Annotated in this window: 23 protein-coding genes and 2 tRNA genes; 16 read left to right on the top strand and 9 right to left on the bottom strand. The window is 70.2% G+C overall.

Translation table 11 applies throughout. From position 1 onward, the window contains the following. Positions 1 to 454 precede the first annotated feature (454 nt). The 6 genes from rsmG to rpmH form a co-directional block, all read right to left on the bottom strand. Positions 455 to 1135 (bottom strand): 16S rRNA (guanine(527)-N(7))-methyltransferase RsmG, encoded by a 681-nt coding sequence (rsmG, locus tag ACGIF2_RS16250; protein WP_396048105.1) that lies wholly within the window; start codon positions 1133 to 1135, stop codon positions 455 to 457. A 716-nt stretch (positions 1136 to 1851) separates the two neighbouring features. Further along, positions 1852 to 2370 (bottom strand): protein jag, encoded by a 519-nt coding sequence (locus ACGIF2_RS16245; RefSeq protein ID WP_396048103.1) that lies wholly within the window; start codon positions 2368 to 2370, stop codon positions 1852 to 1854. Between the two features lie 38 nt (positions 2371 to 2408). Next, entirely contained in the window at positions 2409 to 3506 is a 1098-nt protein-coding gene (gene yidC, locus ACGIF2_RS16240; RefSeq protein ID WP_396048101.1) for a membrane protein insertase YidC, read from the bottom strand. Between the two features lie 24 nt (positions 3507 to 3530). Continuing rightward, positions 3531 to 3842 carry a membrane protein insertion efficiency factor YidD gene (yidD, locus tag ACGIF2_RS16235; protein WP_396048099.1) on the bottom strand — a complete coding sequence of 104 codons (312 nt, stop codon included), beginning with the start codon at positions 3840 to 3842 and terminating at the stop codon, positions 3531 to 3533. Positions 3843 to 3849: 7 nt separating this feature from the next. Next, positions 3850 to 4212: a ribonuclease P protein component gene (gene rnpA, locus ACGIF2_RS16230; RefSeq protein ID WP_396048097.1), complete on the bottom strand. Its 363-nt coding sequence runs from the start codon at positions 4210 to 4212 to the stop codon at positions 3850 to 3852. 8 nt (positions 4213 to 4220) lie between these two features. Then, the gene (rpmH, locus tag ACGIF2_RS16225; protein ID WP_034225701.1) at positions 4221 to 4358 is read right to left on the bottom strand and encodes a 50S ribosomal protein L34; all 138 of its coding nucleotides are present in this window, start codon (positions 4356 to 4358) and stop codon (positions 4221 to 4223) included. Positions 4359 to 4989: 631 nt separating this feature from the next. On the opposite strand from rpmH, the gene dnaA reads away from it, so the two are divergent. The 11 genes from dnaA (at position 4990) to ACGIF2_RS16170 (ending at position 17248) form a co-directional block, all read left to right on the top strand. Further along, entirely contained in the window at positions 4990 to 6375 is a 1386-nt protein-coding gene (gene dnaA / locus ACGIF2_RS16220) for a chromosomal replication initiator protein DnaA (RefSeq protein WP_396048095.1), read from the top strand. A 574-nt stretch (positions 6376 to 6949) separates the two neighbouring features. Then, complete coding sequence (dnaN, locus tag ACGIF2_RS16215; RefSeq protein WP_396048093.1) at positions 6950 to 8080, top strand: DNA polymerase III subunit beta; 1131 nt, start codon at positions 6950 to 6952, stop codon at positions 8078 to 8080. Positions 8081 to 8168: 88 nt separating this feature from the next. Then, positions 8169 to 9113, top strand: a complete 945-nt coding sequence (gnd, locus tag ACGIF2_RS16210) for a phosphogluconate dehydrogenase (NAD(+)-dependent, decarboxylating) (protein ID WP_396048091.1) — start codon at positions 8169 to 8171, stop codon at positions 9111 to 9113. A 9-nt stretch (positions 9114 to 9122) separates the two neighbouring features. Then, positions 9123 to 10397 (top strand): DNA replication/repair protein RecF, encoded by a 1275-nt coding sequence (recF, locus tag ACGIF2_RS16205; protein ID WP_396048089.1) that lies wholly within the window; start codon positions 9123 to 9125, stop codon positions 10395 to 10397. Further along, a complete protein-coding gene (locus tag ACGIF2_RS16200) occupies positions 10387 to 11001 on the top strand; it encodes a DUF721 domain-containing protein (RefSeq protein ID WP_396048087.1) in 615 nt (204 codons plus the stop codon). Before recF ends, ACGIF2_RS16200 begins: the two co-directional genes overlap by 11 nt. A 172-nt stretch (positions 11002 to 11173) precedes the next feature. Beyond that, entirely contained in the window at positions 11174 to 13195 is a 2022-nt protein-coding gene (gyrB, locus tag ACGIF2_RS16195) for a DNA topoisomerase (ATP-hydrolyzing) subunit B (RefSeq protein ID WP_396048143.1), read from the top strand. Positions 13196 to 13238: 43 nt separating this feature from the next. Beyond that, complete coding sequence (gyrA, locus tag ACGIF2_RS16190) at positions 13239 to 15851, top strand: DNA gyrase subunit A (protein ID WP_396048085.1); 2613 nt, start codon at positions 13239 to 13241, stop codon at positions 15849 to 15851. Next, positions 15848 to 16837 (top strand): DUF3566 domain-containing protein, encoded by a 990-nt coding sequence (locus ACGIF2_RS16185; protein WP_396048083.1) that lies wholly within the window; start codon positions 15848 to 15850, stop codon positions 16835 to 16837. Before gyrA ends, ACGIF2_RS16185 begins: the two co-directional genes overlap by 4 nt. A gap of 76 nt (positions 16838 to 16913) precedes the next feature. Then, positions 16914 to 16987: transfer RNA gene (locus tag ACGIF2_RS16180), tRNA-Ile, on the top strand. Positions 16988 to 17010: 23 nt separating this feature from the next. Further along, positions 17011 to 17130 carry a DLW-39 family protein gene (locus tag ACGIF2_RS16175; protein ID WP_396048081.1) on the top strand — a complete coding sequence of 40 codons (120 nt, stop codon included), beginning with the start codon at positions 17011 to 17013 and terminating at the stop codon, positions 17128 to 17130. Positions 17131 to 17172: 42 nt separating this feature from the next. Then, a tRNA-Ala gene (locus tag ACGIF2_RS16170) sits at positions 17173 to 17248 on the top strand. 164 nt (positions 17249 to 17412) lie between these two features. On the opposite strand, the gene ACGIF2_RS16165 is transcribed toward ACGIF2_RS16170, so the two are convergent. Both ACGIF2_RS16165 and ACGIF2_RS16160 read right to left on the bottom strand, forming a co-directional pair. Then, entirely contained in the window at positions 17413 to 19857 is a 2445-nt protein-coding gene (locus ACGIF2_RS16165; RefSeq protein WP_396048079.1) for a glycoside hydrolase family 9 protein, read from the bottom strand. Positions 19858 to 20085: 228 nt separating this feature from the next. Continuing rightward, entirely contained in the window at positions 20086 to 21036 is a 951-nt protein-coding gene (locus ACGIF2_RS16160) for a hypothetical protein (protein WP_396048077.1), read from the bottom strand. A gap of 121 nt (positions 21037 to 21157) precedes the next feature. Here ACGIF2_RS16160 and ACGIF2_RS16155 point away from each other — a divergent pair, with 121 nt between their 5' ends. Both ACGIF2_RS16155 and ACGIF2_RS16150 read left to right on the top strand, forming a co-directional pair. Next, complete coding sequence (locus tag ACGIF2_RS16155; RefSeq protein WP_396048075.1) at positions 21158 to 21697, top strand: peptidylprolyl isomerase; 540 nt, start codon at positions 21158 to 21160, stop codon at positions 21695 to 21697. Positions 21698 to 21717: 20 nt separating this feature from the next. Beyond that, a complete protein-coding gene (locus ACGIF2_RS16150) occupies positions 21718 to 22560 on the top strand; it encodes a rhomboid family intramembrane serine protease (protein WP_396048073.1) in 843 nt (280 codons plus the stop codon). Between the two features lie 258 nt (positions 22561 to 22818). Here the strand turns inward: ACGIF2_RS16150 and ACGIF2_RS16145 are convergent, their stop codons facing one another. Beyond that, positions 22819 to 23067 carry a cell division protein CrgA gene (locus ACGIF2_RS16145; RefSeq protein WP_396048071.1) on the bottom strand — a complete coding sequence of 83 codons (249 nt, stop codon included), beginning with the start codon at positions 23065 to 23067 and terminating at the stop codon, positions 22819 to 22821. A gap of 102 nt (positions 23068 to 23169) precedes the next feature. Here ACGIF2_RS16145 and ACGIF2_RS16140 point away from each other — a divergent pair, with 102 nt between their 5' ends. From ACGIF2_RS16140 to ACGIF2_RS16130, 3 genes are all read left to right on the top strand, one after another. Continuing rightward, a complete protein-coding gene (locus ACGIF2_RS16140; protein WP_396048069.1) occupies positions 23170 to 23985 on the top strand; it encodes a DUF881 domain-containing protein in 816 nt (271 codons plus the stop codon). Further along, the gene (locus ACGIF2_RS16135) at positions 23982 to 24761 is read left to right on the top strand and encodes a class E sortase (RefSeq protein WP_396048067.1); all 780 of its coding nucleotides are present in this window, start codon (positions 23982 to 23984) and stop codon (positions 24759 to 24761) included. Before ACGIF2_RS16140 ends, ACGIF2_RS16135 begins: the two co-directional genes overlap by 4 nt. A gap of 159 nt (positions 24762 to 24920) precedes the next feature. Continuing rightward, entirely contained in the window at positions 24921 to 25556 is a 636-nt protein-coding gene (locus ACGIF2_RS16130; protein ID WP_396048065.1) for an aminodeoxychorismate/anthranilate synthase component II, read from the top strand. Positions 25557 to 25578: the final 22 nt, after the last annotated feature.

The raw sequence follows: 25578 nt of genomic DNA, 5'->3' as shown, positions 1-25578 counted from the left end.
CGGTGCGACTCCCCCGGAACGCGCCGAGCTCGGGGCCCCCGCGGACCCTGGGGCGGCCGCCGGGCTGAGGGCACCGTCTTCCGTCGATCCGACAAGAGGCTCGGCAGACGCACCGTCGGCTGCACCTCGTCCGGTCGCGGTCGACGTGCTCCCGCCGGCAGCCGGCGTGGCATCCGGCCCAAGCGCCGTCACTCGGGGCTCGTACGCGTACCCGGTGCCTGTGGGTGTCACATCTGCCGTCCACACCGGCTCGTCTGCTGTGGTTCCACGCGAAACCGCTATGCCCCCGGGCGCTCCGATGGCGACTCCCGCCGGCAGTCCGGCTGTTTCACGTGAAACCGCAGGGACAGCGGAGATGGCGACCGTAGTGGTGTCGACGGAGCTCTGCCCGTCAGCACGAACGTCCGACGCTCGGTCGCTCGGGGTCGCGATCGGATCCTGGCGCCGCTTCTTCCTACCGAACACCGCGAACAACTTCCCGAACAACCCGCACCACCGTCGTCTTCTCGGCACCGTCGATCGTCGACGCGCTCACGATCTCCGCCGGCCCCCCACCGAGCTTCTTCGCCCACCGGGCCCCTGCCTCGACCTCGTCCTGCGCCCGCGCGCCCTTGAGTGCGACGAGGACGCCGTCCTTGTCGAGCAGCGGCAGCGCCCAGCGGTACAGACGGTCGAGGGGTGCGACGGCCCGTGCGGTCACGGCATCCGCGCGCAGGTCACCGTGCAGATCCTCGGCCCTCCCCCTGATGACGACGGCGTTCGCGAGACCGAGGGTCTCGACCACCTCGTTGAGCCAGTCGATGCGACGCTCCATCGGTTCGAGCAGCACCACCTCGGCGTCGGGACGCATCGCCGCGACCACCACCCCAGGAAGGCCCGCACCGGAACCGATGTCGACGATGCTCCCCGTGCTCGGTAGAAAGGGAACCACCGCTGCCGAGTTGAGCAGATGGCGTTCCCACAGGCGGGAGACCTCGCGCGGCCCGACGAGCCCGCGAAGAACGCCTTCTTCGACGAGCAGGCGATGGAATCCTTCGACGGCTTCCCAGGCCCCGCCGAAGAATTCCGGGAGGCGCACATCGCCGTCCCATGGGTCGACTGCGTCGACGTCGGTACTGGATTCGTCGCTCGACACCTCTGGCCCCTTCCCGTGCAACCCGCGATGAGTCGGGGCAACAGCTCTCGTGTGTGTCTGATGGCTCGCCTCGGCGGCTGACGCGCGGCCGTCGTGGCTCCTGCGCGGCCGGCCGCGACCACGCCCAGAGGGCGACGATCGCGTGGCGACGACGAACGGCCCCTACCGTACCGCGCAGCGCCGCCGATCGGCTGCCTGCCACTCCGATGACGACGTCGTTCGGCCACTGGTCACGGCTGCTCGTGCTGCGCGGCCCTGCGCTGATCACCGTTGCCGATCCGGGCCCGCGACCCGCCCCCACGGACCGGAGCCCCACGGTCGACGCGGGACCAACCATCCGACCGAGGGCTCCCGGCTCACAACCCACACGGCGAGGACGCCCACGCCGACGCCATGTTTCACGTGAAACCAGCACGTCCGGCATCGAGACCTGGTCGGCGGCCGTCCCGTCCAAGGGCGCGTTCTCACCGGGTGCGCGACCCGCGGGCATGCCCACGCCGATGCATGAGCATGCGCACACCACCCCCCGAGCGTGGCCGGCGCGCGCACTCGGCAACCGCGCACGCGCGCCCCTGGGAACCCTGGGGGCGCCCCTCGCGCGAGCGAGTCCCGCCCATCTGCCCGGGTGAGCGTCCTGTTTCACGTGAAACAACGACGGCCGACCCCTCGCGAGGTCGGCCGTCGTCAGAGCAGGTGCGTCGCGGAACGACGCATGACTATGCGGAGCGGATCACCACGTGCCGTGCCGGCTCGACGCCGTCCGAGTCGCTGACGAGCCCGGCGGCGGCCACGGCGTCATGCACCACCTTGCGCTCGAACGGGTTCATCGCGTCGAGCGCGACGTCGTTGCCGGACTCCTTGACGCGACCGATGGCCTCGTTCGCGATCTCGATGAGCTCCGCGCGCCGCGCAGCGCGGTAGCCCGCGATGTCGAGCATGAGCCGGCTCCGCTCGCCCGTCTTCGCCTGGACCGCGAGACGCGTCAGCTCCTGGAGAGCGTCGAGCACCTCGCCGTCACGGCCGACGAGTCGGCGGAGGGCACGCTCGGAACCGTCCTCGCCGATGATCTCGACGGCGGCGCGACCGTGGTCGACGTCGATGTCGATGTCGCCGTCGAGGTCGGCGATGTCGAGCAGCTCCTCGAGGTAGTCCGCTGCGATCTCGCCCTCCTCCTCGAGGCGCGTGGTCGTGGTGGTGCCCTCAGCGGGCGCTGGAGTGATTTCGGGTGACGTCATCGGGGCTCCTCGTGAGTCGGCTCAGTGCCGGGTGAGCGTTACTTCGTGGGCTTCTTCTTGGCCGGCGGCTTCGGCCTGCTGGCCGACGGCCCGGCCGGAGGAGCGGTCTTGGGCGAGCTGGAGGTGCCCGTCGTCTTGGGAGCCGACCCGCTGTCGGTGGACGTCGTCACCGGCTTGGCACGGTCCTTGCGCTTGGGCTGCTGGCGCTGCCCGCGCGGCTTCTCCTCGATGGCGGCCGGCTTCTCCTCCTCGATCGTGATGCCCTTCGCGGCGGCCTTCCTGGCCTTGCGCTCCTTGAAGGCGAGCTCGGCCTGCGAGCCGGGGGCCGGCATGCGACGGATCGTGTAGAACTGCTGGCCCATCGACCACAGGTTCGTGGTGGTCCAGTAGATGAGCACGCCGATCGGGAAGTTGACGCCGGAGAACGCGAAGATCAGTGGCATCGCGTACATCAGCATCTTCTGCTGCTGCGCCATCGGACCCTCGAGGGCCGACGGGGGCATGTTCTTCATCGTCAGCTGACGCTGCGTGAGGAACTGGGTCAGGCACATCGCCACGATGAGGACGACGGAGACGACCTTGGTGTTGCTGATGGCGTCTGCCTGGAGGAAGGAGCCCGAGAGCGGTGCACCGAAGATCGTGGCGTGCTCGATCTGGTCGGCGATCTGCGCCGTGAGCGGCCCGATGTGCAGCTTCGGGTTCTCTGCGTTCGGGTACACGCCCTCGGACAGCTTCGGCAGCGAGTACAGGACGCGGAACAGCGCGAAGAAGATCGGGGACTGCAGCAGGATCGGCAGGCACGAGGAGAACGGGTTGGTCCCGTGCTTCTTGTACAGCGCCATCGTCTCGCGGCTCATGGCCTCGCGGGACGCGGGGTCGGTCTTCCCCTTGTACTTCTTCTGGATGGCCTGCATCTCGGGTGCGAGCATCTGCATGCCCCGCGAGGCTCTGATCTGCTTGAAGAACAGCGGGATCAGCAGGATGCGGATGACGATCACCAGGCCGACGATCGCGAGCGTCCACGACAGCCCGCCCGCTTCCTCAAGACCCAGCCAGGTCAGGAGTTCATGGAACCGCACCATGATCCAAGCGACCACGACCATGATGGGCCATAGCAGTCCGTCGAACCACGACATGTGGCAGAGCTCCTCGGTGGGGGGTTATGACGTGGTCGAGACCACGTGCGTCAGGCGATGCCTGTGATGAGGACGAACCGGCGGGACGTCGTCGACGCCGCCGGCATTCCAGGGGTTGCATCGCAGGAGTCGGCGGGCCGCGAGCCACGTGCCGCGAACCGCGCCGTGCCGGGTCACCGCGATGACCGCGTACTGCGAGCAGGAAGGGTAGAACCGACAGCTGGGTCCCGTCATCGGTGAGATGACCAGCTGGTAGCCACGCAGCACACCGAGCAGCAGGACGCTGGGCAGCCGGGCCGCCAGGCGCGCTGCGGCAACGATCTTCTCGCGTGCCATGGGTCGATCACTCCCCCGCGCGGCGACGAGCACGCCGCTGCGCCACGTCGATCGCTGAGTCGAGGTCGGAACCGAGCTGGGCGTACTCGCGGGTCGCGGCGGGCGCCAGGGCACGCACCACGACGGCGGAGTCCGCGGGCAGGACGTCGAGCCGTTCGCGGACCAGCGCGCGCAACCGTCGCTTGACGGTGTTGCGTGTGACCGCGTTGCCCACACCCTTGGACACGACGAAACCGACCACCGGACCAGGTCCGGGGTCGGTCTTCGTCACGAGGTGGACGACCAACGACTCACGTCCCCCGCGCGCACCACGTCGCACCGCCTGCTCGAACTCCGCAGGCCGGCGCATCCGGTGCGCAGCAGGCAGCACCGCAAAGATCAGGCCGAGAGCTCCGTGCGACCCTTGCGCCGGCGGGCGGCGAGGATCGCACGGCCGGCACGAGTGCGCATGCGCAGACGGAAGCCGTGGGTCTTGGCGCGACGCCGGTTGTTCGGCTGGAAGGTGCGCTTGCTCACGAGGATCTCCAAGTACTTCGGGGCATCGGTCTCGCGCGGACTCGCACGCGACCAGGTAGGGGTGCCGAGCTCGACTGCTCCGTGTGCGACGCACAGTGTGCGTCTGGCGTCAAGGCACGCCAGCAGGAGCCATCAGGAAGGCTGGTCAACACTACGCCGCGCGACGACGAAGGGTCAAATCCGGCGGCCACCCCCGCCGGAGCGCGGAGCACCACCCTTTCCACCCGTCGGCCGTCCGCGACGCTCTCCCGCCTGCCCGATGCGCTGACGTGCTTCGACCACCGACACGCTACGGGTGCGTCGTGCGCACCGCGATTCGTCCGTCCGGCGGACTGCCCCCGGGGGCTGGGCGCCACTACAGTCGGCGCGTCGCACAAGGTTGTGGACAACGGTCCGACAGAAGGACCCGTCTGCGGTGCGGCTGCTCGTCCCGGCGCGAGGCGGGGGGCGGGCTGATCGGCGGTGATCCGTCACACACAGGTTGTGGATAACTATGTGGATGAACCGCCGGCGTGCAACACTCGACCCCGAGCCAGGACCGCACGAACGAGGGTAGAACGTGTCACCACAGGATGAGCAGCTGGCCCTTGTCTGGGCACACGCCCTCTCCGAGCTGGACAGCAGCCCCGACATGACCCCGCGTCAGCTGGCGTTCGTCAAGCTCGCCCAGCCGCTCGGGCTGGTCGACGGCACGATGCTGCTCGCAGTGGGGAACGACCTGACCAAGGAGTACCTCGAGACGCGGGTGCGCACCGAGGTCATCGAGGCGCTGTCGTCCGCGCTCGGCCGCGAGGCCCGCTTCGCGATCACAGTCGATGCCGAGCTCGCACCGGCGGACAACGCCGGTCCCGCCGTCGCCCCCCTGCGCACCACGACCCCGGACCCGTTGACGTCCAACCCCCCGGACTTCTCGCTGTCCGCGCCCTCGCAGGAGCCCGAGCCGGTGCGGATGAGCACGGCACGGCGCACCCCGCCGACCGAGCCCGCACGGCTCAACCCGAAGTACCTGTTCGAGACGTTCGTCATCGGCTCGTCCAACCGCTTCGCCCACGCCGCCGCGGTCGCGGTCGCGGAGGCTCCTGCCAAGGCCTACAACCCGCTGTTCATCTACGGCGACTCGGGCCTCGGCAAGACGCACCTGCTCCACGCGATCGGCCACTACGCGCAGAACCTCTATCCGAGCGTGCGCGTGCGCTACGTGAACTCCGAGGAGTTCACCAACGACTTCATCAACTCGATCGGTGAGGGCAAGGCGGGCGCCTTCCAGCGGCGCTACCGCGAGGTGGACGTCCTCCTCATCGACGACATCCAGTTCTTGCAGGGCAAAGAGCAGACGATGGAGGAGTTCTTCCACACCTTCAACACTCTGCACAACGCCAGCAAGCAGATCGTGCTCACCTCGGACCTGCCGCCCAAGCAGCTCAACGGTTTCGAGGACCGCATGCGGTCCCGCTTCGAGTGGGGCCTCATCACCGACGTCCAGCCGCCGGACCTCGAGACCCGCATCGCGATCCTGCGCAAGAAGGCCGGCAACGAACGGCTGCAGGCCCCGCACGACGTGCTCGAGTACATCGCGTCCAAGATCTCGAGCAACATCCGTGAGCTCGAGGGCGCCCTCATCCGCGTCACGGCCTTCGCGAGCCTCAACCGCCAGCAGGTCGACCTGTCGCTCGCGGAGATCGTCCTCAAGGACCTCATCACCGACGACCAGACCGCGGAGATCACGGCCACGGCGGTGATCGGTCAGACGGCCGCGTACTTCGGGCTGTCGATCGACGACCTCTGCGGGTCCTCCCGCTCGCGGGTGCTCGTCACGGCGCGCCAGATCGCGATGTACCTGTGCCGCGAGCTGACCGACCTGTCCCTGCCCAAGATCGGGCAGGCCTTCGGTGGTCGCGACCACACCACGGTGATGCACGCGAACCGGAAGATCCGCGAGCTCATGGCCGAGCGCCGCTCGATCTACAACCAGGTCACCGAGCTCACCAACCGGATCAAGCAGCAGAACCGGGGCTGAGGGAGCACCACCCTCCCCCCTCCCGACCGCGCCGACTGACCGCTCGGTCGGTGTTCGTCGCACCCTCGCGACGCGTCCTCTTCCTGACATCTCCTGACTTGTCGTGCCCGCCACCCTTATCCGTAGGACGAATTCACACCTGTGCACAGACCTGTGGATGACGGTGGACGGAGCCCCCAGACATGTGGACAGAACATGGCTTCCCGGTGGACAGAGAACGGCGCGTTCAGGTCCGTCCACAGATCGCGTCGTCGTCCACCGATCCGACCCACATCTCGTGCACACCCCGGCGCACGGTCTGACCTGCGACAACGACGGTCGTCCACACAGTGCACAGACCCGATGATGACGACGAGCTCTACCTAGGAGGGGAATCCACACACCGTCATGAGGGGGCCGAGGACGACCGGGGCCGCTGCGGAGGACACGACCGCAGAGCGGTACCGACGGACACCTGTCTCGCGTAGTGTTGCCCTCCGACCAGGGCTCGACGTGTGCGCCCCGGCCCGCTGAGCGGTCCGGAGAGCGACGGCACGACGCCCAGGTCACTGATCCAGGACCGAGAGGGTGGGGCATGAAGTTCCGCGTCGACCGTGACGTACTCGCCGACGCCGTCACGTGGACGGCACGCAGCCTTCCCACGCGACCGCCCGTGCCGGTCCTGGCAGGAGTCCGCATCGAGGCCGACCTGAGCGGCACGATCCAGCTCTCGAGCTTCGACTACGAGGTCTCGGCCCGTTCCGAGATCCCCGCAGACGTGAGCGAGCCGGGTGTCGTCCTCGTCTCGGGCCGTCTGCTGGCCGAGATCTCGCGTGCCCTCCCGGCCAAGCCGGTCGACGTCGTGCTCGAGGGCACCAAGGTCACCGTCACGTGCGGCGCGAGCCGGTTCACGCTGCTGACGATGCCCGTGGACGACTACCCCGCGCTCCCGGTCATGCCCGACGTCTCGGGCACCGTCGACGGCGACGAGCTGAGCCACGCCGTCGCGCAGGTGACGGTCGCCGCGAGCCGTGACGACACGTTGCCGCTGCTCACAGGCGTGCGCATGGAGATCGAGGGCGAGAAGATCACACTCCTCGCAACAGACCGCTACCGGCTCGCGCTGCGTCAGCTGACGTGGACGCCGACCTCCCCCGACCTGTCGACCACGGCACTGGTCCGGGCGCGCACGCTGTCCGACGCAGCGAAGTCGCTCGGCTCGTCCTCGACGGTGAGCGTCGCGCTGTCCACGGGCCAGGGCATCGACCTCATCGGCTTCGAGGCGAACGGCCGGCACACCACGTCGCTGCTCGTCGACGGCGACTACCCGCCGGTGCGGCGGCTGTTCCCGGACGAGACCCCGATCCACGCTGTGGTGCTCACGCAGTCGCTGTCCGACGCGGCCAAGCGTGTCGCGCTCGTGGCGGAGCGGAACACCCCGATCCGGCTGTCGTTCAGCGAGGGTCAGGTCGTGCTCGACGCCGGTCAGGGCGACGACGCGCAGGCCTCCGAGGCGCTCGAGGCGACGCTCGTGGGCGAGGACATCTCGGTCGCGTTCAACCCGCAGTTCCTGCTCGACGGGCTCGGTGCGCTGACGACGCCGTTCGTGCGGCTGTCGTTCACGCACCCGAACAAGCCGGTCGAGTTCACGGGCCAGGAGTCGCTCGAGGGCGACGACCTGCAGGAGTACCGGTACCTGCTGGTGCCGATCCGCTTCGCCAGCTGACCGTTCTCGCGGGCGCTGGCCTGCGGCAGGGCACCGACGGCGCGAGACTGTCGCCAGCGGTGCAGCTCGACGAACGAGAGGCGAAGTCATGCACATCGGCCTGGTGGGACTCGGCAAGATGGGCGCCAACATGCGCGAGCGCATCCGCGCCGCCGGCATCGAGGTGACGGGTTTCGACCCCCGGCCCGAGGTCTCGGACGTCGCGACGATCGCCGACCTCGTGGCGGTGCTGCCCGCGGGTGAGCGCATCGTGTGGGTCATGGTGCCCGCCGGTGAGGTCACGAAGGACGTGGTCACCACGCTCGCGGAGCTGCTGGCGCCCGGTGACCTGGTCATCGACGGCGGCAACTCCTACTTCGCGGACGACGCGGTGCACGGCGCCCAGCTCGCGGAGCACGGCGTGGGCTACCTGGACGTGGGCGTCTCGGGCGGCATCTGGGGTCTAGCGAACGGCTACGGCCTCATGGTGGGCGGCGCGCAGGCGGACGTCGAGCGCGCCCTGCCGATCTTCGACGCGCTGCGCCCCGAGGGTCCGCGCGACGAGGGTTTCGTGCACGCGGGCCCGATCGGTGCAGGCCACTACGCGAAGATGGTCCACAACGGGATCGAGTACGGGCTGATGCAGGCCTACGCCGAGGGCTACGAGCTGCTCGAGGCCAAGGACCTGATCACCGACGTCCCGGGCACGATGAAGGCGTGGTCCCGCGGCACCGTGGTGCGGTCGTGGCTGCTGGATCTGCTGGTCAAGGCTCTCGAGCACGACGACGACCTGTCGGAGATCGAGGACTGGGTCGACGACTCGGGCGAGGGGCGATGGACCGTCGACGAGGCGATCGAGCTCGCGGTCCCGCTGCCGGTCATCTCGGCCGCGCTGTTCGCGCGGTTCTCCTCGCGGCAGGGTGCCTCGCCGGCGATGAAGGCCGTCGCGGCGCTGCGCCAGCAGTTCGGTGGGCACGCCGTGCGCCCGGCGGGCGTCGTGGGTGGCACGGAATCCGGGCGGCCTACAGCTCCCCCTCCCCTCTCCCCTTCCTGAACAGCGCAGATGTACGTCTCTCACCTCTCACTGACCGACTTCCGCTCCTACTCCCACGTCGAGCTGCCGCTCGAGCCCGGAGTCACGGCGCTCGTGGGCCCCAACGGCCAGGGCAAGACGAACCTGGTCGAGGCGATCGGCTACGTCGCGACGCTCGGCAGCCACCGGGTGCCCTCCGACCAGGCGCTGGTCCGGGCCGGCACCGACCGGGCCGTGGTCCGCGCGAAGGTCGTGCGCGAGCGGGCGGGCAGCGCCGAGCGCACGCACCTCATCGAGATCGAGATCACCCCGGGGCGGGCCAACCGGGCGCGGGTCAACGGTGGTTCGCCCGGTAGGGCCCGTGACGTGCTGGGCCTGCTGCGCACGGTCCTGTTCGCCCCGGAGGACCTGGCGCTGGTCAAGGGTGACCCGGACGGGCGCCGCCGGTTCCTCGACGAGCTCGCGGTGCTGGTCACGCCTCGTCTCGCGGGGGTCCTGACCGACTACGACCGGGTGCTGCGGCAGCGCAGCGCCCTGCTCAAGTCCGCGGGGGCGGCGATGCGGGGCACGCGCGGTGCTGTGGACCTGCGCACCCTGGACGTGTGGGACGCGAAGCTCGCGCAGGTCGGGGCCGAGCTGATGGTCGCGCGGCGGACGATCGTCGCGGCGCTGGCCCCGCACGTCTCCCGGGCGTACGAGCAGGTCAGCGCGGGGCAGGGTGAGGCGGTGGTCACCTACAAGGCCTCGCTCGACGCCGCGATGGAGGGCGCCGACGGGCCCGGTGCCGGGATGGGCGGGATCGACGGGCCCAGCGGGTCGGCCCCGGTCCAGGTGGTCGAGGCGCAGCTGCTCGAGGCGATGGGCCGGTTGCGGACCAAGGAGATCGAGCGGGGGGTCTGCCTGGTCGGCCCGCACCGTGACGACCTGACGCTCACCCTCGGGGGGCTGCCCGCGAAGGGCTACGCGAGCCACGGCGAGTCGTGGTCGTTCGCGCTCGCGCTGCGGCTCGCGTCGTACACGCTGCTCACCCGCGGTCCTGATGCCGACACGCCGGGCGCGGGCGACGGAGCGGGTGCCGCAGCGAGCGACCTGTGGATGGCCGACTGGGGCGAGGACGGTGAACCCGTGCTGGTGCTCGACGACGTGTTCGCCGAGCTCGACGTCCGGCGCAGGGACCGGTTGGCCGAGCTCGTGGCGCCGGCACGCCAGGTGCTCATCACCGCGGCCGTCCCGGGCGACGTGCCCGAGCAGCTCGCCGGTTCGCGGGTCGACGTCATGGGAGGTGAGGCCACGCGTGTCCTCTGACGCCACGAACGCCACGAACGCCGCCGACGCCACCGCTGCGGACGACGCCCCGGACTCCCGGACGGCCGGCGCGCAGGCGGCGGTCGACGGCGTCCCCGTGGGCGAGGTCGTGGACCTGACGCCGCCCGCGCAGGTGGCCCGCGCGGCGCTCGCCCGGGCCAAGGAGGCAGCGCGTGCGAGAGGCATCCGTCCAGGTCAGCCCGCTCGTCGGACGCCGCTGGACCTCCCCCGCGGGACGCCAGGGCCGGGCGGCCGCGATCCGCAGATGATCGGGGCGACCCTGCCCGGCCTGGTGCGCAACCAGGGGTGGGTGCAGAGCCTGTCGGTCGGTGGGCTGATGGGACGCTGGCGCGAGATCGTGGGAGACGTCGCGGACCACTGCGTGCCGGAGACGTTCGAGGACGGGATCCTCACCGTGCGGGCGGACTCGACCGCGTACGCCACGAACGTGCGGCTGTACGTGTCGTCGATGATGCGCCAGATCTCCGAGGTGGTCGGTGAGGACGTGGTGCGCGAGGTGCGGGTGCTGGGTCCGGCGGGTCCGGGGTTCAAGCGCGGGCCGCGATCGGTGCCGGGCCGAGGTCCGCGCGACACCTGGGGCTGAGGTCCCGCGGGTCATGGAGGGGGTTCGGAACCGTTGTCCAGGTAGACTGTGAGGGTCATTCTTGGCGCGTCTGCGCCCAGAACTCCAGCGTCATGGGGTGATCCGCTCTCCGGGATCGCTCCGTTCGCGTGTGAGACCTTGAGGAGCACCGCAACCAGTGGCTGACCAGAGCCTGACCGACGGACCTGCGACGACCGACGGCACCCCCCCAGCATCTTCCAACGGCGGCTACGACGCCAGCGCGATCACGGTCCTCGAAGGGCTCGAGGCGGTTCGCAAGCGCCCCGGCATGTACATCGGGTCGACCGGTGAGCGTGGGCTGCACCACCTCGTCTACGAGGTCGTCGACAACTCGGTCGACGAGGCGCTGGCAGGGTACTGCGACCACATCGAGGTGACCCTGCTCGCCGACGGCGGCGTGCGGGTCGTCGACAACGGTCGTGGCATCCCGGTCGACATCGTGAAGTCCGAGGGCAAGCCGGCCGTCGAGGTCGTGCTCACCGTGCTGCACGCAGGCGGGAAGTTCGGCGGCGCGGGGTACGCGGTGTCGGGTGGTCTGCACGGCGTCGGCGTCTCGGTCGTGAACGCGCTCTCCGAGCGGCTCGCGGTCGAGGTCCGCAAGGACAACGTCTACCGCCAGGAGTACATGCGCGGCGCGCCCCAGGCCCCGCTCGCCAAGGGTGAGCTGGTCGAGGAGACGGGCACCACCGTCACGTTCTGGGCCGACGACCAGATCTTCGAGACCACGACGTACGACTTCGAGACGCTGCGCTCGCGCTTCCAGCAGATGGCCTTCCTCAACAAGGGCCTGCAGATCAGCCTCACGGACGAGCGCCCCGAGCACATCGGCACCGACGACGAGGTGGCCGAGCAGGAGGCCGCACCGCAGGCCCGCACCGTCACGTACAAGTACGACGGCGGTCTGGTCGACTACGTCCGGCACCTCAACTCGGCCAAGAAGGTCGAGCTCGTCAACCCCGAGATCATCGACTTCGAGTCGGAGGACACCGAGCGGCGCATCTCGGTCGAGATCGCGCTGCAGTGGACCACCTCCTACTCCGAGTCGGTGCACACGTACGCCAACACGATCTCGACGACCGAGGGCGGCACGCACGAAGAGGGCTTCCGGGCCGCGATGACGTCGCTGATCAACCGCTACGCGCGCGAGAAGGGCATCCTCAAGGAGAAGGACGAGAACCTCACCGGGGACGACATCCGCGAGGGTCTCACCGCTGTCATCTCGATCAAGCTCGGCGAGCCGCAGTTCGAGGGCCAGACGAAGACCAAGCTCGGGAACACCGAGGCCAAGACGTTCGTGCAGCGCGTGGTCAACGAGCAGCTGGGCGACTGGCTCGACTCGCACCCGAACGAGGCGCGCGACGTGATCCGCAAGTCGATCCAGGCCGCGGCGGCGCGCATGGCGGCCCGCAAGGCCCGCGAGGCCACCCGCCGCAAGGGGCTGCTCGAGTCGGGCGGCATGCCCGGCAAGCTCAAGGACTGCCAGTCCAACCGGGCCGAGGAGTGCGAGGTCTACATCGTCGAGGGTGACTCGGCAGGTGGCTCCGCGGTCCGTGGGCGCAACCCGCGCACCCAGGCGATCCTGCCCATCCGAGGCAAGATCCTCAACGTCGAGCGGGCCCGCCTGGACCGCGCCCTGGGCAACCAGGAGGTGCAGGCGCTGATCACGGCGTTCGGCACCGGCATCGGCGAGGACTTCGACCTCACGAAGCTGCGGTACCACAAGATCGTCATCATGGCCGATGCCGACGTCGACGGTCAGCACATCCGCACGCTGCTGCTCACGCTGCTCTTCCGGTACATGCCGGGCCTGATCAAGGGCGGCTACGTCTACCTGGCCCAGCCGCCGCTGTACCGCATCAAGTGGTCGAACGCGGCGCACGACTACGTCTACAGCGACAAGGAGCGGGACGCCGTCCTGCTCGACGGCCAGGCGCACGGCAAGCGGATCCCGAAGGACAACGCGATCCAGCGCTACAAGGGTCTCGGCGAGATGGACTACACCGAGCTCTGGGACACCACGATGGACCCCGAGCACCGCACGCTGCTCCAGGTGACGCTCGACGAGGCCGCGGCCGCCGACGAGACGTTCTCCGTGCTCATGGGCGAGGACGTGGAGTCGCGCCGCTCGTTCATCCAGCGCAACGCGAAGGACGTGCGCTTCCTCGACATCTGAGGAACGCGCACCTCCGCCCCCACGCGAGACCAAGGACTGATCTGTGACTGAGAACCACACCGACATCGAGCACGGCAACATCGAGCAGGTGGACCTGCAGCTCGAGATGCAGCGGTCCTTCCTGGACTACGCGATGTCCGTCATCGTGACGCGTGCCCTGCCCGACGTGCGCGACGGCCTCAAGCCCGTGCACCGCCGCGTGCTGTACGCGATGTACGACGGCGGCTACCGGCCCGACCGCCAGTTCTCGAAGTGCACGCGTGTGGTCGGCGACGTCATGGGCAAGTTCCACCCGCACGGCGACACGTCGATCTACGACGCGCTCGTGCGCCTGGTGCAGGACTGGTCGCTGCGGTACCCGCTCGTCTCTGGCCAGGGCAACTTCGGATCCCCCGGCGACGACCCGGCCGCAGCCCCCCGGTACACCGAGTGCCGCATGGCCCCGCTCGCCATGGAGATGGTCCGGGACATCGACGAGGACACGGTCGACTTCCAGGACAACTACGACGGCCGCACCCAGGAGCCGTCGGTGCTGCCCGCGCGGTACCCGAACCTGCTGGTCAACGGTTCGGCCGGCATCGCCGTCGGCATGGCGACGAACATCCCCTCGCACAACCTGCGTGAGGTCGCCGAGGGCGTCCAGTGGCACCTGGACCACCCCGAGGCCACCAAGGAGGAGCTCCTCGAGGCGCTGCTCACGATCATCAAGGGCCCGGACTTCCCCACGGGCGCGACGATCCTGGGCCACAAGGGCATCGAGGAGGCGTACCGCACGGGTCGCGGCTCCATCACGATGCGCGCGGTCGTCGAGGTCGAGGAGATCCAGGGCCGGATCTGCCTCGTCGTGACCGAGCTGCCGTACCAGGTGAACCCCGACACGCTGGCGCGCAAGATCGCCGACCTGGTCAAGGAGAACCGCGTCACCGGCATCGCGGACATCCGCGACGAGACGTCGGGCCGCACCGGCCAGCGCCTCGTGATCGTGCTCAAGCGCGACGCCGTCGCGAAGGTCGTGCTGAACAACCTCTACAAGCACACCCAGCTGCAGGAGACGTTCGGCGCGAACATGCTCGCGCTGGTCGACGCGGTCCCCCGCACGCTGAGCATCGACGCGTTCATCCGCCACTGGGTGACGCACCAGCTCGAGGTCGTCGTGCGCCGCACCAGCTACCGGCTGCGCAAGGCCGAGGAGCAGATGCACATCTACCGCGGCTACCTCAAGGCGCTCGACGCGCTCGACGAGGTCATCGCGCTGATCCGCCGCTCCCCCGACGCCGAGCAGGCGAGCGCCGGCCTGCAGGAGCTGCTGGGGATCGACGACGTGCAGGCCGCCGCGATCCTCGCGATGCAGCTGCGCCGGCTCGCCGCCCTCGAGCGCCAGAAGATCATCGAGGCGCACGACAAGCTCGCGGCGGAGATCACCGGCTACCGCACGATCCTGGCCGACGAGCAGCTGCAGCGCACGATCGTCAGCGAGGAGCTCGCCGAGGTCGTCGACCGCTACGGCGACGAGCGACGCACCAAGATCCTGCCGTTCAACGGCGAGGTCTCGATCGAGGACCTGATCGCCGAGGAGGAGATGGTCGTCACCATCACCCGTGGCGGCTACGTCAAGCGCACACGCTCGGACAACTACCGCGCGCAGCGCCGCGGCGGCAAGGGTGTGCGCGGCGCGCAGCTGCGCGAGGACGACATCGTCGACCACTTCTTCGTGACGACCACGCACCACTGGCTGCTGTTCTTCACGAACCTGGGCCGGGTGTACCGCGCCAAGGCGTACGAGCTGCCCGAGGGCGGCCGGGACGCCAAGGGGCAGCACGTCGCCAACCTGCTGGCCTTCCAGCCGGGCGAGCGCATCGCGCAGGTGCTCGACATCCGCGACTACGAAGCGGCCGAGTACCTGGTCCTGGCCACCAAGCGCGGCCTGGTGAAGAAGACCCGGCTCTCCGAGTACGACTCGCACCGCAGCGGCGGCGTCATCGCCATCAACCTGCGTGAGGACGACGAGGGCAACCCCGACGAGCTCGTCTCGGCGCGCATCGTCGACGCCGAGAACGACCTCATGCTCGTCTCGCGCAAGGGCCAGTCGATCCGCTTCACGGCCACCGACGAGGCGATGCGCCCGATGGGTCGCGCGACGTCGGGCGTCACCGGCATGAAGTTCCGCGAGGACGACGAGCTGCTCGCGATGGACGTCGTGCGTGAGGACGCCTACCTGTTCACGGTGACCGAGGGCGGCATCGCCAAGCGCACGGCGCTCACGACCGACAACTACCGGGTTCAGGGACGCGGTGGGCTGGGCATCAAGGTCGCGAACCTGCCCGAGGCGAACGGCGACCTGGTCGGCGCGCTGGTCGTGGACCCGGACGACGAGGTCCTCGTGATCATGGAGCGCGGCAAGATCGTGCGGTCCGCGGTGGCCGAGGTCAACGCGACCGGGCGCACCACCCAGGGCGTCATCTTCGCCAAGCCCGACAACGGTGACCGGATCATCGCAGTTGCTCGCAACATCGAACGGCACCTGGGTGAGGATGCAGGTAGCGTGGGCGACGAGAACGGGTCACCGGAGGTCCAGGAAGACGCCTCGGAGGCCCCCGCGCAGGGCGAGTCGGCGGAGCCGGCCGTCGCTGAGTCATCCGCGCTGGAGGACGAATGAGCAGCGATACCAATCCGCCGTCGATCCCGCCACGCAAGCGGCCGGTGACGCCGGCGAGCCGCCCCCCGGCGAAGGCTTCGGGCGGCGCCGGTGCGTCGGGCGGTGCCGGGAACGCGGGTCGCGGCGAGGCGTCCAAGCCGCCCCGGACGTCGGCGGCGGCCAAGCCCGCGACCGGCAAGCCCGCCGTCCCCGCTCCCGGGGTCTCCCCGCGACCTGCCGTCGACGCCGAGGTGAACGGTGCCCCCGGTGCCGCATACGCGCCCACGGCGACGCGTGAGCCCGTGGGCGCGACGGCGTCCGCCGACGGTGACCACCTCTCCGCCGCGACGGCCACGACCGGTGTGCCGCACTCGCCCGGCGAGAGCGAAGAAGAACCCCCGTCGCCGTTGCAGGTCGCGGTCGACTCCGTGACCGCGACGCTCAAGAAGGCGGCGGCCGCGACCAGCGCCGCCCTCTCGTCGGCCAAGCGCCCCCGCACCGAGGACACCACCATGAGCAGCTCACCTTCGAGCGCCGCGACGGACAACTCCGACACGGGCGCCTACGCGACGTCCGACCCGACGCCGCGCGTGACGCCCACCCGGCCCGGCCCGGGGCGTCCCACCACGATCCCCGCGCCCGGTGCACCCCGCCGCGTGCGGCTCGCGGTCTCGCGCGTCGACCCGTGGTCCGTCATGAAGCTGTCGTTCCTGCTGTCGGTCGCGATCGGCATCATGCTCGTCGTCGCGGCAGCCGTCGTCTGGCTGACCCTCGACAGCCTGCACGTGTTCTCGCAGATCGACACCCTCGTCAAGGAGGTGCTCGGCACCGAGAACCAGGTCGACTTCCTCCAGTACGTCGAGTTCGGGCGCATCATCTCCGCCGCGACCCTCGTGGCGGTGGTCGACGTGTTCCTGCTGACGGCCCTGTCGACCATCGGTGCTTTCCTCTACAACATCACCGCAGCACTCGTGGGCGGCGTGCACCTGACCCTGACCGACGAGTGAGTGACGCGCGTTTGGGCGGCACGCCTCGGCTGGGGTAGTCTCCTACGGCGCGGTCATCTCCGGATGTGCAGTGCACGGGCCTATAGCTCAGGCGGTTAGAGCGCTTCCCTGATAAGGAAGAGGTCACAGGTTCAAGTCCTGTTAGGCCCACTCCCGACAACTGCGAGGGACCCATGAAGAAGGTACTGCTCCTGCTGGCGGTTGCCGGCGCTGGGTACGTCGTGTGGCAGCGTTACGCGCAGGACCGCGAAGACCGCGACCTGTGGGCCGAGGTCACCGACACCTTCGAGTGAGCCTCGCACGGTCGGTCGGGCGGCGCTGGTCGTCCACCGCGCGGGGCCATGGCGCAATTGGTAGCGCACCTGCTTTGCAAGCAGGGGGTTAGGGGTTCGAGTCCCCTTGGCTCCACCATCAACACCGCGATGAGCTGCAAAAACGCCCTGTCCGAACGATTCGGACGGGGCGTTCGTGGTTGTCGGCGGCGACCCGGTGTGCCCTGTGCAGGTCAGCGCGAGAGCCCCGCCGCGCCGGCGCTCAGGGCGTCGACGCGACGGGGCTCTCGCGCTGTGCTGCTGTCAGCTGCTGGTGCAGGTCGTGCCGTTGAGCGTGAACGACGTCGGGCGTGCGTTGGTGCCCGTGTGGTTGGCGTTGAAGCCGATCTCGGTGCTGGCCCCCGCCGCGAGCGAGCCGTTCCACCCGGCGTTCGTCGCGGTCACCTGGGTGCCGGTCTGGGACCAGGTGGCGCTCCACCCCTGGGTCAGCTGCTGACCTGACGGGAAGCTGAAGACCAGCTTCCACGAGGTCAGCGGAGTGGTGCCCGAGTTGGTCACCCGGACCGAGCCGGTGAAGCCCGTCGACCAGTCGTTGGTCGTGTACCTGACGGTGCAGGCCGCCGCGGCGGTCGGCGTGGGCGTCGGGGTCACGCTGGGCGTGGGCGTGGGCGTCGGCGTCACGCTGGGTGTCGGCGTCACCGTGGGCGTCACGGTCGGCGTGGGCGTCGGGGTCGGGGTCACGGTGGGCGTGGGGGTGGGCGTCGGGTCGACCGTGCCCGAGGGCTCGGTCCCCCAGATGAGCTTCCCGCCGTCGTACAGCGTGATCGCCGAGGTCCGGGCCAGCGCGGTCGAGTTCAGACCCGCGAACGACGGGTCGTTCGTCGGGCTCCAGCCGCTGCCGCCGGTGACGCGGAACTGGATCTCCCGGCGGTGCGCGGACTGACCGCCCGGGTAGATGTTCTGCCCGACGCAGCTGATCTCGGCGTAGTAGAGCGTGCCGCCGGCCGAGACGGGCTTCGCGGTCTGCGGGCCGCACTCGCTGTAGTTCGCCGAGACGGTCAGGTTGGCGGCCGACTCCCCCGCGTCGAGCCGGAACCAGTAGCGCAACGTGCCGTTCTTGAGCGCTCGCGCCGGGAAGGCGGACTGGTTGCGGATCATGGCCTTGATCTCGGTGAACCCGCTGCTCGAGGCCTGGTTGAGCATCGCCTCGACGAAGATCTCGGGACCGTCGGGCTGCTCGGCCACGGGGAACGTGGCGAGCGGTGTGCCGCCGTACTCCTCGACGAGACGCGCGAGGGCGCTCGTGAAGCCGGCGTTGTAATCGGTGGCGACCTCGTTGGACACGTAGTCGCTGCGCGAGTCGGTGTAGGCGTCGTTCGGCGAGCTCGGACCTCCCACGAGCGCCCCGTACAGCACGTGTCGGGTCTTCTCGGGTGACGTCATCGAGTCGAGCCACGAGCCGTGCGCGGTGCGGTGGTGCGGGTTCTGCGGCGGGTTGGTGCCGAAGCCGATGACGTAGCTCGAGTTGCGTGGGTTGTCGCCGAGCGCGTAGTTGATCTGACGGACCCCGAAGTCGTGGTACCTGGCCTTGCGGGTCGCGTCGGTCAGCCAGTCGGAGTAGACGAGGGCGACGAAGGCCGTGTTCGCCGAGTAGCGGAGCGAGCCCCAGGTGTCGAGCACGGCCTGGCCGCCCGGCGAGTACGGCACCCGGGAGCCGTTGACGCCGACGGTCCAGTAGTCGAGCCAGCGGTTCGCGTCGTCGACGTACTTCTGCTTGCCGGTCTCCATCGCGAGCAGCGGGTAGGTCGCGTAGGTCTTGTCGTCCCAGGCCACCGTCCACTTGTACGAGTGGGTGGAGGTCTGGTTCTCGACCGAGAGCTTGTCGTACTCGGACTCCGCCTTGGCCAGGTAAGCCGCGTCGCCCGTGGCCTTGTACAGCCAGTAGGCGCCCCACACGAGCTCGTCCTGGTACCCCGACCAGGACTTGTAGTACGAAGCCGCCGCCGTCACGCAGTCGGAGTACTTCCCGCGGTACGTGTCGGCGAACGTGTAGAGCTGCTTGGCGTGCGTCAGGAGCTTGGCGGAGTACGCGGGGTCGTCGGTCTTGAACACGATCGAGGCGGTCGCCAGCGACGCGGCGGTCTCCCCCGCGACGTCGCTGCCCGGGCACGACGCGTCGACCTTGTACGACGGTCGTGCCATCGGCATCACCTCGGCCGAGCCCCACCACTTGTGGTCGGCCTCGCCGTCACCCACCTGCACGTAGAGCACGTTGGGCGACGGGTGCGCCTTGATGAAGTAGTCGTTGACCCAGCGGAGGTTGTTCTTCAGCGCAGCCATCTGGCCCGAACCCGTGTAGCCGGCCGGGCTCTCGATCGCGCCCCACGCGAGCATGGTCGACGTGAACGCCATGGGCAGCCCGAACTTCACGTGGTCGCCCGCGTCGTACCAGCCGCCGGACAGGTCGAGGCCGGCGTCGGCGCCGTCCGTCAGGGCCGAGTCGGCCCGCCACGACACGCGGTTGGTGCTCGGCAGGTCACCCGACCGCTGGGCCTCGTAGAAGAACAGCGACTTCTGCAGCGCCTCGCCGTAGTTGAAGGCCGGTGCGGCCGAGGCCGGCAGGGCGGCGACCCCGGCGGCGAGGGCGCCGGCGGCCAGGGTGAGGGCTGTCGCGCCGGCGACGAGGCCGCGGCGAGGTCGTCGGGTGGAGGACGCGGCGTCGGGCGCCGGCGAGTGGTGACGTGGCACAGAGGACTCCTTCGTGGCGCGGGAGACGCGAGGCGCGACGGTGCGCTCGCCCGGTCCGCCCAGGACCGGCCGCCTCGCGCATCGTCCAGACCGGCCGTCGCGCAGGTCAACGCCCGAAACGTTTAGGCGGCGATCGGCGACCGCTGCTGTGCCGGTGCTCCCGTGCGGACGGCCCGGCCCGATCATCGGGCCGGGCCGTCGCCGGGTCGAACGTGCGGTGCCGCCGCGTCAGGAGTCGGCGGGCTTGTCCTCAGAGCTGTTCGCGTCAGGGGCCTCGTCCAGGACCGGGGCCTCTGCCTCGGTCACGCCCGCGTCGGTCACGCCCCCGTCGGGCGTCTTCGGCACCGATCGGCGGGTCGCGGCCTTCCTGGTGGCCTCGCGAGCCTCGGCGACACGGTCCTGCAGGTCGTCGGCCGCTGCGCTCACCTTGTCGGCGGCCTTGCGGGTCGCCTCCCGGCTCTTCGCGACCGTCACACCGGCAGCCTCACCGACGGCCTCGGCGGCCCCGCCGACCGCGTCGTTGATGTCCTCGCGGGCCTCGTGCGCGCGCTCCCGCAGCGCCTCGGTGCCCGACAGCGGCTCCGACGTCGGCTCCCACGGCTCGGCCCACGGATCGGTCGTGACCCGCGTGCGGTTCCACGCCGCGAACGCGGCACCCGCGCCGGCGATCGCGGCGAGCAGCAGGAAGACCTTGCGGCCGGTGTGCTTCTTGCCGGCAGCCTTGCCCGCGGCGTCCGACACGGCTTCCGCGGCGGCGACCGACCGCTTGGCAGCCAGGTCGCTGGCCTGCTCGACCGCTACCCCTGCGCGGACCGCGGCCTCGTTCACGGCGGCCACGACGCGCGGCAGGATCTCGTCGACGAGCCTGTCGTGCGCGGTGTCGATCGCCGGGGCGGCCTTGTCCGCGGCCGCCTCGACGCGGGGGGCTGCAGCCTTCACGCCCTCCTTGTACAGGTGCTCCAGGTGCGGCCTCAGCCACTCGAGCGCGGCCTCCACCTTGGGCGCCGTCCAGTCCTTGGCCTGGGCCGCGGCGTCGATGGCCTGGGCGGCGAGCACGGTGGCGCGCTCCGCGGCCTGGCTGCTCGCGTCCGCGAGCGTCGCGCTCACGTCGGCGGCCTGGTCCTTGAGTCGATCGGTGTCAACCGAGTCCAAGCTCGGGCGACGGATGCTGAAGGTCATGTCCACTCCCCAACGGTCAACGGCATGTCGACTACTGCTGGCCCCACACTCTGCCACCAGGGGCCCCGCGCCGCAGGCCCGACATCCGGTCCAACCCGTTCGGACGTGGAACAATGTCGGCATGTTCGCGACGCTGCACACGACCGCCGGTGACATCCGGATCGAGCTCTTCCCGAACCACGCCCCCAAGACGGTGGAGAACTTCACCGGGCTGGCCACGGGGACCAAGGCGTGGAAGGACCCCAAGACGGGTGCCGAGCGCACCGACCCGCTGTACGACGGCGTGATCTTCCACCGGGTCATCCCCGGTTTCATGATCCAGGGCGGCGACCCGCTGGGGACCGGCACGGGCGGCCCGGGCTACAACTTCGACGACGAGATCCACCCCGAGCTCGGCTTCACCGAGCCCTACCTGCTCGCCATGGCCAACGCGGGCCTGCGCCGTGACCCGATCACGGGCAAGCCGGCCGGCACCAACGGCTCGCAGTTCTTCATCTCGGTCGCGCCCACCACGTGGCTGACCGGCAAGCACACCATCTTCGGCAAGGTCGTCGACGACGAGAGCCGTGCTGTCGTCGACGCGATCGCCGCGACCCCCACCCGCCCCGGCGACCGTCCCGTCGAGGACGTCGTCATCTCCTCGATCACCGTCGAGGACTGAGCTGACCTGAGCTTCCCCGCATGAGCACCGGAACCCCCCCGCCGGTCGACCTGCCGGTCTGCCCGCGGCACCCCGACCGCGTCTCGTACGTCCGCTGCCAACGCTGCGGGCGTCCGACGTGCCCGGAGTGCCAGCGGCAGGCGGCGGTGGGGATCCAGTGCGTCGACTGCGTCGCTGAGGCGGCCCGCACCCAGCGCGAACCACGGACCGCGCTGGGTGCGCCCGTCAGCACCGGGCGACCCGTCGTGACGATCACGATCATCGCTCTGTGCGTCGTGAGCTTCCTGCTCCAGCTAATCGTCGCGGGCTGGACCGGACTTTGGGTGTTCAAGCCGTTCCTCGGCGAGAGCGAGCCGTGGCGCTTCCTCACCTCGGCGTTCCTGCACTCCTCGAGCATCGTCCACATCCTGTTCAACATGGTCGCCCTGTGGATGGTCGGGCCCTACCTCGAGGCCGTGCTGGGCCGTGCGCGCTTCGCCGCGCTGTACGTGCTGAGCGCGATCGGCGGCTCGGTCGGGGTGCTGCTCCTGGCCTCACCCGACGCGCTGAGCTGGTACCAGGGCGTCGTCGGCGCCTCGGGTGCCGTGTTCGGGCTGTTCGGAGCTGTGCTCGTGGTGCTGCGCCGGCTCGGGCGGGACGCCCGCAGCATCCTGGTGATCATCGCGCTGAACATCGTGATCGGCTTCGTGGTGCCGCAGATCGCGTGGCAGGCGCACCTCGGCGGGCTCGCCGTCGGCGCGCTGCTGGGAGCGGCGTACGCCTACGCGCCGGTCGCCCACCGACGAGCCGTCGGGATCGGTGCGACGACGCTGATGGCCGTCGTGCTGATGCTGGTCACGGCGCTGCGCTACCTGGCGGTCTGAGGACGGCCCTGGCCGCCCGGTGGCGCGGAGCCCTCGGGCCCGGCCGCGCACGTCGCTTCCTGACGAACGTTTCCGGGCCGTCGAGCGGGTCCCCAGAGTTACTCACACCTGTGGAACTACAACCGTGTAGTTATCCACAGGGATGTCCACCGCTGGGGACAGACGGGCATCTGCGCAGGTCACAGCGCTGACGTTCGTCAACACCCGGTCCGGGCCTGTGTGCGACGATGTGGGCCGCCGCACACCGGCCACGTCCCGTCAGTGCCAGCGGGTCGTCAGGCCGAAGCCCGCGATGACCAGCGCGAAGCCGATCGCCAGGTTCCACTGGTCGATGCCCGGCACCGGGTACTTCGAACCGGAGATGTACGTGACGACGATCCACACGAGCCCGAGCAGCATGAGCCCGAGCATCGTCGGGACGAGCCACCGCGGGTTCGTCTTCGGACCCGAGGCCTTGGTGGGCGGCGGGACGTAAGCGGGCTTCTTCCGCGACCTGGACTCGGGCACGTCGGCAGCTCCTGTCACATGAGGGAGTGGGCCGGCCGTCTGACACCGACGCACAAGGATGTGGCCTAGCGTAGTGGCGAGACCTGCGGGAGAGGAGCACGGGTGCCGGACCACTCATCGCGTCCTGCCCGCAAGGCGGCACGCGGGACGATCTCGGTCGCCGTCGTGCTGGCCCTGTCGGGCACGTTGTTCGCCGCGAACGCCCGGCTCGCCCACCGCACCGAGGAGCGCCAGCCCCAGGACCTGGTCGACCTGGCGCGCGTCGAGGACGCCCGCGTGGAGCGGCTCCTCGAGTCCGCCTCCGCGCTGCGGGCCGACGTCGACGGGCTGCTCGAAGAGCAGACCCGGATCTCGGGCCTGCAGCTGCCGACCCCCACCGCAGCCGAGCAGGTCAGCGGCGCGAAGGTGCCCGTCACGGGCAGCGGCATCACTGTGCGGCTCGACGACGCGTCTACCCAGCCCGCGGGCGTCCAGCCCGACGACCTCGTGATCCACCAGCAGGACATCGAAGCCGTCATGCACGCGCTCTGGGCGGGTGGCGCCGAGGCGATGACCGTCATGGACCAGCGGGTCGTGATGACCACCTCGGTGCTGTGCATCGGCGCCGTCCTGTACCTGCACGGACTGCGCTTCTCGCCGCCGTACACGATCCGGGCGATCGGCGACCCGGCCAAGCTCGAGGCGGCGCTCGACCGCAGCGAGCCGCTCCGGGTGTACCAGCAGTACGTCGACGCGTACGGGCTCGGGTGGTCGGTGACCACCCAGGGGACGCTCACGCTGCCGGCCTACGAGGGACCCGGCGACCTGAGCTTCGCCTCGGTTCCCGACGGCACCGAGGTCATGCCCGGGATCGTCGCCGGCGCGCGCCACGCGACCTCGCGCTCGGCCCGCCCCTCCCCGGCCGACGACGACGCATGAGCTCGACGCAGACCGCGCAGCCGCGGCACGGCAGATCCGGACGAGCCCCCCGCACCACGAACCTGCTGGTCGGGGCCGTGGGCGTGCTCGGCGAGCTGATGATCACGCTCGGGGTGCTGATCTTCGCGTTCCTGGTCTGGCAGCTGTGGTGGACAGACGTGCAGGGCAACCGCGCGCAGGCCGAGGTCGTCAGCGGGCTCACGTGGCAGACCCCGCCGACCGTGCCCGACGGGTCGACGACGGGCCCGGTCATCGCCGCACCGCGCCGGGACGCACCGCCGGTCGACGCCGAGCCGGAGCACGCCACCACGTTCGCCACCCTGCAGGTTCCGCGCTGGGACGGCGAGCCCGAGCGCCCCGTCAGCCAGGGCGTCGAACGCTCGACCGTGCTCGACGTGCTCGGCATCGGGCACTATCCCGCGACCGCGATGCCGGGCGGGATCGGGAACTTCGCCCTCGCGGGGCACCGCACCACCTACGCCAAGCCGTTCCACCGGATCGCGGAGCTGCAGGAGGGCGACCCGATCGTCATCCGTACCGAGAGCACCTGGTACGTGTACCGCGTCACGTCGACGTCGATCGTCAGCCCGAGCGACGTCGACGTGATCGCGCCCGTGCCCGGCGACCCCACGGCCGAGCCCACCGAGCGGTTGATCACCCTCACGTCGTGCCACCCGATGTTCTCCGCGCGCGAGCGGATCATCGTGCACGGCACCCTCGACTACTGGGCTCCCGTCGCGGACGGCATCCCGGCCGAGCTCGCCGGAGGCGCATGATGTACGGGTGGTTGTGGCGTCACCTTCCCGGTCCGCGCCCGGTGCGCGCCGTGATCCTCGCGCTGGCCGCCGCGGCCGTGCTCGTGGTGTGTTTCCTGTGGGTGTTCCCGGCCGTCGCGCCGTACATGCCCTTCAACGACACGACAGTGGGGGAGTGACGTGACCCGGATCCTGGTGGTCGACAACTACGACTCGTTCGTCTACACGATCGTCGGCTACCTGAACCAGCTCGGTGCCGAGACGGTCGTGGTCCGCAACGACGCCGTCCCGCCCGTGGACGAGCGCGGCGACTTCGACGGCGTGCTCATCTCGCCCGGGCCCGGCACGCCCTCAGAGGCCGGTGCGAGCATGCAGGTCATCCGCGACTGCGCCGCGTCGGGCACCCCGATGCTGGGCGTGTGCCTGGGCCACCAGGCCCTCGGTGAGGTCTTCGGGGGCACGGTCACGCACGCGCCCGAGCTCATGCACGGCAAGACGAGCCGCGTCGAGCACGCGGGCGCCGGCGTGCTCGCAGGGCTGCCGTCGCCGTTCACAGCGACCCGCTACCACTCGCTCGCGGTCGTCGCCGGCACCGTCGGCGACGAGCTCGAGGTGACCGCCACGGTGCCCTCCGCGCACGGTCCGATCATCATGGGCCTGCAGCACCGGACCCTTCCGCTGCACGGCGTGCAGTTCCACCCGGAGTCGGTGCTCACCGAGGGCGGCCACCGCCTGCTGGCCAACTGGCTCGAGCTGTGCGGCGCCCCCGACGCCGTCACCCGCTCAGCCGGCCTCCACCCCCTCGTCCGCACCTGACCCACCCACCCCCCTTTCCGCG

It is taken from the genome of Cellulomonas sp. P22, from assembly GCF_044392165.1.
This window is presented reverse-complemented; position numbering and strand designations above follow the sequence as displayed.

Excerpts from the sequence above, each read along its gene's own strand:
- ACGIF2_RS16245 (WP_396048103.1), bottom strand. The coding sequence starts at position 2,370 with ATGACGTCACCCGAAATCACTCCAGCGCCCGCTGAGGGCACCACCACG.
- yidC (WP_396048101.1), bottom strand. The coding sequence starts at position 3,506 with ATGTCGTGGTTCGACGGACTGCTATGGCCCATCATGGTCGTGGTCGCT.
- yidD (WP_396048099.1), bottom strand. The coding sequence starts at position 3,842 with ATGGCACGCGAGAAGATCGTTGCCGCAGCGCGCCTGGCGGCCCGGCTG.
- dnaA (WP_396048095.1), top strand. The coding sequence starts at position 4,990 with ATGACCCCGCGTCAGCTGGCGTTCGTCAAGCTCGCCCAGCCGCTCGGG.
- dnaN (WP_396048093.1), top strand. The coding sequence starts at position 6,950 with ATGAAGTTCCGCGTCGACCGTGACGTACTCGCCGACGCCGTCACGTGG.
- gnd (WP_396048091.1), top strand. The coding sequence starts at position 8,169 with ATGCACATCGGCCTGGTGGGACTCGGCAAGATGGGCGCCAACATGCGC.
- recF (WP_396048089.1), top strand. The coding sequence starts at position 9,123 with ATGTACGTCTCTCACCTCTCACTGACCGACTTCCGCTCCTACTCCCAC.
- ACGIF2_RS16185 (WP_396048083.1), top strand. The coding sequence starts at position 15,848 with ATGAGCAGCGATACCAATCCGCCGTCGATCCCGCCACGCAAGCGGCCG.
- ACGIF2_RS16175 (WP_396048081.1), top strand. The coding sequence starts at position 17,011 with ATGAAGAAGGTACTGCTCCTGCTGGCGGTTGCCGGCGCTGGGTACGTC.
- ACGIF2_RS16160 (WP_396048077.1), bottom strand. The coding sequence starts at position 21,036 with ATGACCTTCAGCATCCGTCGCCCGAGCTTGGACTCGGTTGACACCGAT.
- ACGIF2_RS16155 (WP_396048075.1), top strand. The coding sequence starts at position 21,158 with ATGTTCGCGACGCTGCACACGACCGCCGGTGACATCCGGATCGAGCTC.
- ACGIF2_RS16150 (WP_396048073.1), top strand. The coding sequence starts at position 21,718 with ATGAGCACCGGAACCCCCCCGCCGGTCGACCTGCCGGTCTGCCCGCGG.
- ACGIF2_RS16135 (WP_396048067.1), top strand. The coding sequence starts at position 23,982 with ATGAGCTCGACGCAGACCGCGCAGCCGCGGCACGGCAGATCCGGACGA.